7 protein-coding genes are annotated in these 9550 nt (G+C 72.8%); 4 read left to right on the top strand and 3 right to left on the bottom strand.

The features are described 5' to 3' along the window. Positions 1-4525 (bottom strand): DEAD/DEAH box helicase (locus SZ60_RS10990; protein WP_052505337.1); only part of this gene is annotated, 4525 nt, incomplete at its 3' end. A gap of 42 nt (positions 4526-4567) precedes the next feature. Further along, entirely contained in the window at positions 4568-5767 is a 1200-nt protein-coding gene (locus SZ60_RS10985; RefSeq protein WP_043595917.1) for a Fic family protein, read from the bottom strand. Positions 5768-5909: 142 nt separating this feature from the next. Here SZ60_RS10985 and SZ60_RS10980 point away from each other — a divergent pair, with 142 nt between their 5' ends. The 3 genes from SZ60_RS10980 (at position 5910) to SZ60_RS10970 (ending at position 7867) form a co-directional block, all read left to right on the top strand. Further along, positions 5910-6554 (top strand): FMN-dependent NADH-azoreductase, encoded by a 645-nt coding sequence (locus SZ60_RS10980; protein ID WP_043595916.1) that lies wholly within the window; start codon positions 5910-5912, stop codon positions 6552-6554. Positions 6555-6556: 2 nt separating this feature from the next. After that, on the top strand, positions 6557-6781 hold the full coding sequence (locus SZ60_RS10975; RefSeq protein WP_043595914.1) for a hypothetical protein: 225 nt from the start codon (positions 6557-6559) through the stop codon (positions 6779-6781). Between the two features lie 87 nt (positions 6782-6868). Further along, the gene (locus SZ60_RS10970; protein ID WP_043595913.1) at positions 6869-7867 is read left to right on the top strand and encodes an aldo/keto reductase; all 999 of its coding nucleotides are present in this window, start codon (positions 6869-6871) and stop codon (positions 7865-7867) included. 64 nt (positions 7868-7931) lie between these two features. Here SZ60_RS10970 and SZ60_RS10965 read toward each other — a convergent pair whose 3' ends face one another. After that, complete coding sequence (locus SZ60_RS10965) at positions 7932-8501, bottom strand: phosphatase PAP2 family protein (protein ID WP_043595928.1); 570 nt, start codon at positions 8499-8501, stop codon at positions 7932-7934. Positions 8502-8637: 136 nt separating this feature from the next. Here SZ60_RS10965 and SZ60_RS10960 point away from each other — a divergent pair, with 136 nt between their 5' ends. After that, a complete protein-coding gene (locus SZ60_RS10960; protein ID WP_043595911.1) occupies positions 8638-9531 on the top strand; it encodes an SDR family oxidoreductase in 894 nt (297 codons plus the stop codon). Positions 9532-9550: the final 19 nt, after the last annotated feature.

Below are 9550 nucleotides of genomic sequence, written 5' to 3'. Positions count from 1 at the left end.
ACCTGGTCGCCGCCGCGGCGGTGGCGGCTCGTGCCGCCGCGCTCGCGACGGCCGCGGCCTCGTCGGACGAGACCCCGTCGAGCGTCTGCCCGGGCCACGGCAGGGCGGCGCCGTAGGGGTTCGCCGGGTCGGTGGCGGCCAGGGTCACCACGGGCACGTCGCGCTGACGACCCGCGGCGACGAGGGTGTCGTCGTCGCGGCGGTCGCCCTCGTCACGGACGAACGACCGCAGGCGGTCGACCGTCGGCCCGGTCGCGAACTGCGCCGCTCCGAGACCCTCGACGAAGTAGCCGCGGCGGGCGCGACCCGTCTCTTCGAAGCCGCTGAGCACCTTGTAGGCCGTCGAGAAGCCGCCACGGACGCCCTCGTTGACGACGGCGCCCCGGGTGACGACGCCGTGCCGCTCGAGCAGGATCTCGGCCGTCGCGGCGGCACGCACGGTGCCGTCGGGTTCGGCCAGGGGCAGCAGCGACCAGCGGCCGCCGACGGTGGGCGGGCCCGCCTGTCGGGGCATGGCGACCCGGCCGCGGCTGCGGTACGACGAGCGCGACCGCGTCGGGGTGCGCGGCCGCGGCGTGCGTCCGCCGCCGACCTGGGTGCGCAGGGGAGCGAAGGTGTCGTTGGTGATCTGCCCCGCCCAGACGAGCTGCCAGATGGCGGTGACGAGCGAGTCGTCGTCGGTGCTGCCGACGGCGTCGGAGAGCTGTCGGAAGAAGTACGCCCCGCCACCGGCCAGGGCGGCGAGCACCTCGCGCTGCAGGTCGTCGGTCTCGGCCCCGGACGGTTCGGGCAGGGTGACCTGGGCGCCGTCGGCGAGGTGCAGGCTGACCCAGCCGTCGTTGCCGGGCAGGGTGCCGGTGCCCGACCAGATGACGTCGCCGGTGGCGGTGAGCTCGTCGAGCATGGACGGGTTGTAGTCGGTCACGCGGGCCGGCAGGATCAGGGACTCCCACGCCGAGGCGGGCAGCGAGACCCCGCTGAGCTGGTCGACGACCTGCACCACGCCGTCGAGGCCGCGCAGCCCCGAACCCTTGAGCCCGGTGGCGACGTGTTGCCAGGCGGGTAGGAAGCGTCCGAGCGTCTCGGGGGCGACCGGTTCGACCTCGTGACGCAGGGCGGCCAGCGACTTGCCGCGCAGTCGACGCAGCACCTCGGAGTCGCACCACTCGCTGCCCTGCTGCCGGGGCCGGAACTCGCCCTCGACGACGCGACGCTGGGTGGCGAGCTTGCGCAGGGTGTCCATCACGACGGCGGTGCCGAGGCCGAGACGGTCGGCCACCATGGCGGGGGTGAAGGGGCCGTGGGTGCGGGCGAACCGGCCGATGAGGTCGCCCAGCGGGTCGTCGACCGGTTCGACGAACGCGGTCGGCACGCCGATCGGCAGGGCGACGCCGAGGGCGTCCCGGAGGCGCGAGGCGTCCTCGATGCCGGCCCAGCGGACCGTGCCGGCGTGGGTGAAGCGGAGGACGCGATTCGACCAGGCGAGGTCGGTCAGGGCGGTCTCGAGCGCGCGGTGGGCGTCGTCGCGGGCGGCGACGTCGCCGGCGACGAGGGTCGCGGCGAGCCAGCTGCGGTCGATGATCTCGTCGGTCGTCAGCGGGCCGAGCAGGCGCAACAGGTCGACGACGCCCTCGATGTCGCGGGCCCGACGGTCGGCAGCGAGGCGCTGCAGTTCGAGCTCGTGCTGGTCGATGACGTCGGCGTCGAGCAGCTCGCGCAGCTCGGCCCGGCCGAGCAGCTCTTGCAGCAGGCTCGAGTCGAGCGACAGGGCGGCCGCACGCCGCTCGGCGAGCGGTGAGTCGCCCTCGTACATGAAGGCGGCGACGTAGCCGAAGAGCAGCGACCGGGCGAAGGGCGAGGGCACCTCGGTCTCGGTCTCGACGATGCGCACGGTGCGGCTCGCGAGGTCGCGGGTGAGGCTCATCAGGGCCGGCAGGTCGTAGACGTCCTGCAGGACCTCGCGGACGGCCTCGAGCACGATCGGGAACTGCGGGTACTTGCGCGCGACGTCGAGCAGCTGCGACGACCGCTGGCGTTGCTGCCAGAGCGGCGACCGCTTGCCGGGGTTGTACCGGGGCAGCAACAGCGCCCGGGCGGCGCACTCGCGGAATCGCGACGAGAACAGGGCGGAGCCGCCGACCTCTTCGGTGACGATCTCGTCGAGGTCGTCGAGCTCGAACGAGAACAACTCGGCCCCGGGAGGCTCGGCGTCGGTGTCGGGGATGCGCACGACGATGCCGTCGTCGGCGGCCATGGCCCCGCCGTCGACCCCGAGCTGGTCGCGGATGCGGGCCGAGACCGCCAGTGCCCACGGGGCGTGGACCTGCATGCCGTAGGGCGAGTGCAGGATGAGGCGCCAGTCGCCGAGCTCGTCGCGGAAGCGCTCGACCACGAGGGTGGTGTCGGTCGGCACGTAGGACGTGGCGGCCTTCTGCTCGCCGAGGAACGCGATGAGGTTGCGAGCCGCCCGCTCGTCGAGGCCGCCGGCGGCGACGCGGGTGGTGGCGTCGGCCTCGCTCGAGTTCGACAGTTCGCGGACGTAGCCGCCGATGGCCTTGCCGAGCTCGGCGGGGCGCCCGATGCCGTCGCCCTTCCAGAAGGGGACGCGGCCGGGTTGGCCGTAGGCGGGCGAGACGAGCACGCGGTCGTGGGTGATGTCCTCGATGCGCCAGCTCGTGGCCCCGAGGGCGAACACGTCGCCGACCCGGGACTCGTAGACCATCTCTTCGTCGAGTTCGCCGACGCGGGCGGCCTTCTCGCCGACCATGAAGACGCCGAAGAGGCCCCGGTCGGGGATGGTGCCGCCGCTCGTCACCGCGAGGCGTTGGGCACCCGGGCGGCCGGTCAGGGTGCCGTGCACGCGGTCCCAGACGATGCGGGGCCGCAGTTCGGCGAACTCGTCGGAGGGGTACTTGCCGCTGAGCAGGTCGAGGGTGGCGTCGAAGGCGGAGCGCGGCAGGGTGGCGAACGGGGCGCTGCGGCGCACCGTGTCGAACCAGGCGTCGGCGTCGAGCTCGTCGAGGGCGACGGCCGCGACGGTCTGCTGGGCCAGCACGTCGAGGGGGTTGGTCGGCACGCGCAGTTCTTCGATGAGCCCGGCGACCATGCGCTCGGCGGCGACGGCGGAGTGGATCAGGTCGGCCCGGTGCTTGGGGAACAGCACGCCCCGCGAGGTCTCGCCGACCTGGTGCCCGGCACGGCCGACGCGCTGCAGGCCGCTGGCGACCGACGGCGGCGACTCGACCTGGATGACCAGGTCGACCGCACCCATGTCGATGCCGAGCTCGAGCGAGCTGGTGGCGACGACGCAGCGCAGCCGGCCGCTCTTGAGGTCGTCCTCGATCAGGGCGCGTTGGTCTTTCGACACCGACCCGTGGTGGGCCCGGGCGAGCAGGGGATCGCTGCCGGCGGTCTGCCCCGACCCGCCCATGAGCTGGGCCGGTGCCCCGCCGCCGACGGCCGGGTTGCGCTGTGCGGCGGGCGCCGGGGCGAAGGGATCGACGGTGTCGGAGGCCGGGTCGTCGCCGACGCCACCGGCCGTGACCAGCTGGCCCCGTGCCTCCTCGGTGGCACGCACCGCGGCCTCGAGGTCGCCGCCCTGGCGTTCGATCCAGATGTCGTTGAGGCGGGCCGTGAGGCGTTCGGCCAGGCGGCGTGAGTTCGAGAAGACGATGGTCGAGCGGTGCGCGGCGATCAGGTCGACGATGCCCTCTTCGACGTGCGGCCAGATCGAGCCCTGCGGTGCGGCGCCGGCGGCCGACCCTTCGAGCGGGGCGGCGGTGCCGAGCTCGGTCATGTCGTCGACGGGCACGACGACGCGCAGGTCGAACTTCTTGTCGGCGCGGGGATTGACGATGGTGACGGGTGCCGGCCCGGCCAGGAAGCGGGCGACCTCTTCGGGCGGTCGGACGGTGGCGCTGAGCCCGATGCGCTGCGCGGGCTTCTCGAGCAGGGCGTCGAGGCGCTCGAGCGAGAGGGCGAGGTGGGCACCGCGCTTCGTCGAGGCGACGGCGTGGACCTCGTCGATGATGACGGTCTGCACGCCCTTGAGGGTCTCGCGCGCCTGCGAGGTGAGCATGAGGTAGAGCGACTCGGGCGTCGTGATGAGGATGTCGGTCGGGGTGCGGGCGAGCCGGCCGCGATCGCTCGAGCTCGTGTCGCCCGAGCGCACGCCCACCGTGATGTCGGGAGCCTCGGTGCCCAGACGTCGAGCGGTCTGGGTGATGCCCACGAGCGGCGAGCGGAGGTTGCGCTCGACGTCGACGCCGAGCGCCTTGAGCGGAGAGATGTAGAGCACGCGGGTGCGGTGCAGCTTCTCGTCGGGCGGCGGCGACGAGGCCAGCGAGTCGATCGACCAGAGGAACGAGGCGAGCGTCTTGCCCGAGCCGGTCGGTGCGATGACGAGGGCGTGGTCGCCCTGGCTGATGGCCGTCCAGGCGCCCTCTTGCGCCCGGGTCGGCGCGGCGAACGCCCCCCGGAACCACTCGCGGGTCGCGGGGGAGAAGCGGTCGAGCACGTCGGTCATCGCTGCCATCCTGCTCTGCACCACCGACATTCCGCCGAGGGGTCAGCCCAGCACGGTGGCCTCGCCCCGACGTCCTGAGCGCGTGGCGAACGCATCCAGCGCCTCGAGGACCTCGTCCGCCCGCCAGATCGTGCCCATCTTGTACTCGGCCTTCTGCTTCAGCACTCCGGATTCGACCAGCCGTCGGAGCAGGGGGTAGACGTTGCTCGGGGCGAGCGAGAGCCGGGAAGCGGCCGTCGTGGCGTCGAGGACGGGTTGGTGGACGAGCAGGTCGAGCAGGCGCCAGACCGAGGAGTCGCGTCGTGCGGTCACGCGGGCAGACCAGGACGCTCGGACGTCGTGGAGGTCGTCGACGAGCGTCCGGGCGTTCGCGACCGCCCGGAGGGACGCCTCGGCCGTCAACCGCACGATCGGGTCGAGCTCGCCGGCCCGGTAGGCCGTCAAGGCCCGGTGGTAGGCGTCGACGTCGGTCAGCAGACCCGCCGAGACCGGCACCGTCACGGACCGCGTGACCCCCTTGGACCGCAGCATCGCCTGGGTGAGTGATCGCCCCGTCCGACCGTTGCCGTCGGTGAACGGGTGGATGGTCTCGAACTGGGCGTGGGTCACGGCGGTCTGGACGAGGACGGGTAGGTCGTCGCGTCGTGCGAAGGTCAGGCAGTCGTCGAGCAGGCCCGGGACCCGTTCGCTGACGGGGGCGACGAACTCGGCGCCGACGGGGCTGGCGCTGCTACGACCGATCCAGACCTGCTCGGTCCGAAGGGCGCCGGGGGTGTGCCGCGCGTCCGACGCCATCAGCGTGGCGTGCATCGTGAGGACGGAGGCGCGGGTCAACTCCTCAGCCAGGTCGATCGCCGCCGACATGGCCCGCGTGTTCGCCGCGATCAGGGTCGCGTTGCGCTTGCGTTCGTCCCCGAGTTCGGCCGAGAACACGGATCGGGCGTTCGCGGTCAGGTTCTCGATGCGCGACGAGGCGACGGCCTCGCTGCGCAGCAGGAGCGGAGCGAAGGCCGCCACCTCGCCGCCGAGGGTGGCATCGAAGCGGGTCAGTTCGAGAGAGGCGTCCTCGGCGAGAGCGGCGACCTCGGGCGACGGAGCGGGGTGGAGTGCGCCGATCAGTGGGGGCACCGCCGCACGGAACACGGCCGGGCGGAACAGCTCGGTGCGCAGCCCAGCCGTCGGGCGCCCGGACGGCACCCACGCGACCTGCTCGTGGTCGAGTGGAGGCCAGATGGCGGTCACGACACCTCCCAAGTCAGAATCCGGTCACGTCTTTTTATGACTTGCGGCGACAAGTCATAATCTCCTGCGACGAGGTTATGGTCTGGGACAGCGCGGCGCAACGTTCGCCGACCGTGTCGGCCGCCCCGGCTACGGTGGGCGCATGCCGAACCTGCTCCACCTCGACTCGTCCGCCGACCTCACGACGAGCCGCTCACGCGCGATCACCGCGGCGTTCGCCGACGCCTGGCGCGACCTCGGCGCCGACCACACGGTCACCCGCCGCGACCTGCACGTCGACCCGCTGCCGCACCTGAGCGACAGCGCGCTGCACTGGCCGCCGCGGCTCCGGCAGCCGGGCGATGCCCCCGACCCCGCCCACGAGGCCCTGCAGCAGGCCCTCATCGCCGAACTCGTCGCCGCCGACGTCGTGGTGATCGGTGCCCCGCTCTACAACTACTCGTTGCCCTCGACGCTCAAGGCCTGGGTCGACAACATCCACCTGCCCGGCGTCACGGCGCCCTTCGACGGCGACGACCAGCAGCCGATGCTCGGACGACCCGCGGTCGTCGTGACCAGCCGCGGCGGCGTCTACGACGAGGGCACGCCCACGGCCGGCCGGGACCACGCCACCCCGGTCCTCGACATCGTCCTGGGGTCGACGCTCGGCATGCACGTCGAGACGATCGCCACGAACCTCACGCTCAGCGACCGGCTGCCGATGCCCGAGGCCGCCCGTGAGCGAGCGACGCGCGAACTGCGAGAGGCGAAGGAGGCGGCGGTCGCCTCGGCCCGCCGCCTCGGCTGACCGTGTCGTCGCGTCGACGAGGTGGCCGTCGGGCCGGGGCCGCACGTCGGCTGAAGTCGATCGTCGCCCGCGTCTTCGGCATGCTGGCCGCGGCGCTCGCCATCGTCGGGCTCGTGCGGTTGCTGCAGGGGCAGGCCGGGTTCGGTGCCGCCTTCCTCTTCGCGGCGTTCGTCTCGGTCGTCGTGGCCTACGCGCTCGTCCGCAGCGTGAACGCGTCCCGCCGCTGACCGCAGCGGCACCGGGAGCCGTGCCTGCGCCCGCACCGGCACCTGCGCCTGGGCGAGCCGTCGTGCGGCGTGGCTAGGCTCGACGACATGCAGAGCCGCACCCTCGGAACCCGTTCATCCTTCCTCGCCGACCGTCCCGTCTCGGTCGTCGGCCTCGGCACCTGGCAGCTCGGTGCCGACTGGGGTGACGTCAGCGAGAGCGACGCGCTCGACGTGCTGGGCGCCTCCGTCGAGTCCGGGGTGACCTTCTTCGACACCGCCGACGTCTACGGCGACGGACGCAGCGAGCAGATCATCGGGCGTTTCCGCGCGTCGAACCCCGGCGTCCCGCTGACGGTCGCCACGAAGATGGGCCGCCGGCTCGACCAGGTGCCGTCGAACTACGTCCGCGACAACTTCGTCGCGTGGACCGATCGCTCACGCCGCAACCTCGGCGTCGACACGCTCGACCTCGTGCAGTTGCACTGCCCGCCCACCCCCGTCTTCGAGAGCGACGCCGTCTACGACGCCCTCGACGAGCTGGTCGAGAACGGGGCGATCCGCGCCTACGGCGTGAGCGTCGAAGAGACGGCGCAGGCCCTGACCGCCATCGCGCGCCCGAACCTCGCGACCGTGCAGATCATCTTCAACGCGTTCCGCCTCAAGCCCCTCGACGAGGTGCTGCCGGCCGCACGACGCGCCGGCGTCGGCATCATCGCCCGCGTCCCCCTCGCGAGCGGGCTGCTCTCGGGCAAGTACACGACCGAGACGACGTTCGCCGAGAACGACCACCGCACGTACAACCGCCACGGTGAGGCCTTCGACCAGGGCGAGACCTTCAGCGGCGTCGACTTCGAGCAGGGCGTCGCCGCCGCGCAGGAGTTCGCCGCGGCCGTCCCCGACGGCGTCACCGTGCCGCAGGCCGCCCTCGCCTGGATCGTCGAGCAGCCGGGCGTCAGCACGGTCATCCCCGGCGCGCGCAACGTCGCGCAGGCCACGGCGAACGCGGCGGCCGGCAGCGTCGGCGACCTCGACGACGGGCTCGACAGCGAGGTCGTCCGCATCTACGACCAGTACTTCCGCGAGGCCGTCCACCCCCGCTGGTAGCGGCGATCGGGCCGTGGGGCGGTCCCGCTCGGTCTCGCCGAGCCGGACCGGGGACCCCGTCGGGTCAGCGCTCGCGCGGTGACACGAGTCGCCCGACCAGCGCGACGCCCGACCCGATGATCAACCCGCCGACCACGTCGGACGTCCAGTGCGCCCCCACGTGGAGGCGCGACCACGAGACCGCGCCGGCCAGCGGCAACAGGGCTGCCGCGGCCCCCGGCGACTCGATCGCGACGCCCGTGACGAATCCGGCGGCACAAGCGGCGTGGCCGGACGGGAACGACGCGGACAGCGGCTGGCTGCGCAGGCGTCGTTCGATCGGGACGTCGTCGATCAGCGGACGGTTGCCGCCGAAGATGCGCTTGCCGACGATGTTGGCCATGGCACTGGCGAAGCCGAGCGACAGCGTGCCCCGCACGGCGGCGCGTCGCTGACCCACGAGAGCGAGACCCGCGGCGACCGCGGCCCACAACAGCCCGTGGTCGGCGAAGTGGCTGAGGCGGCTGAGGTTGCGGTCGACGACCGGCACCCCTCGGACCGAGTTGATGCGTTTCGCGGCCCGTCGGTCGGCGCGCAGCACCCAGGCGGGCAGGACCTGACGGGGAGTCTCGGAAGGCAGTGGCAGCAGGGGCACGCGACCACCGTATCTTTCTCCGGGGGCCGCGCCGCGCCTCCTCGGTTCCGCTCGTCGCGCCGCGGCCGGTGTGGTCGCCGTCGGCCGGGGTACAAGCTGGGCCGGCGCGGCGTCGTCGCCGCGTACACCGGGGGACATGGCAGACAACATGTACACCCCGCAGAACCCGGTCACCCAGTACCCGCAGCCGCCCTTCGAGCACCAGCAGCAGAGCGCCCCCGGCGACGTCCACGCCATGAAGCCCGAGCCCGACCACGGCGAGACCAGCTACGTCGGCAGCGGTCGCCTCGCCGGCCGCAAGGCCCTGGTCACGGGTGCTGACAGCGGCATCGGCCGCGCCACCGCCATCGCCTTCGCCCGCGAGGGCGCCGACGTCGCGCTGAGCTACCTCGCCGAGGAGCAGTCGCAGGCCGAGGAGGTCGCCGCGCTCGTCCGCGAGGCCGGTCGCACCGCCGTCCTGCTGCCCGGCGACCTGCAGGTCGAGCAGACCAACGTCGACGTCGTCGAGAAGACGGTCTCCGAACTCGGCGGACTCGACATCCTGGCGATCATCGCCGGCGTCATGCCGACGGTCAGCAGCATCGACGACTTCGAGACCGAGACGCTCGACCACGTCCTCAAGGCCAACATCTACCCGCTGTTCTGGCTGACCAAGGCCGCGTCGACGCACCTGCAGCCGGGGGCGTCGATCATCACGACCTCGTCGATCCAGGGCTTCCAGCCGTCGCCCGACCTCGCCGAGTACGCCGTGTCGAAGGCCGGCATCGCCAACTGGACCCGCGCCATGGCCCAGCAGCTCGCCGAGCGGGGCATCCGCGTCAACGGCGTCGCGCCCGGCCCCGTCTGGACGCCGCTGCAGCCCGCGTTCGTGCCGAACGAGAAGATCGAGAGCTTCGGCTCGGAGGCCGCCTACGGGCGCCCCGGCCAGGCCGTCGAGCTGGCCCCTTCGTTCGTGTTCCTGGCCAGCCAGGAGTCGAGCTACATCAGCGGCGAGACCATCGCCGTGACGGGTGGCACGCCGATCCACTAGATCGTCGACGCACCCTCGA

Origin of the sequence: Frigoribacterium sp. MEB024 (genome assembly GCF_000878135.1) — a bacterium.
In the GTDB taxonomy this organism is placed as follows: domain Bacteria; phylum Actinomycetota; class Actinomycetes; order Actinomycetales; family Microbacteriaceae; genus Frigoribacterium.
The sequence above is the reverse complement of the archived record's forward strand: the minus strand, read 5'-3'. Positions and strand labels throughout refer to the sequence as shown.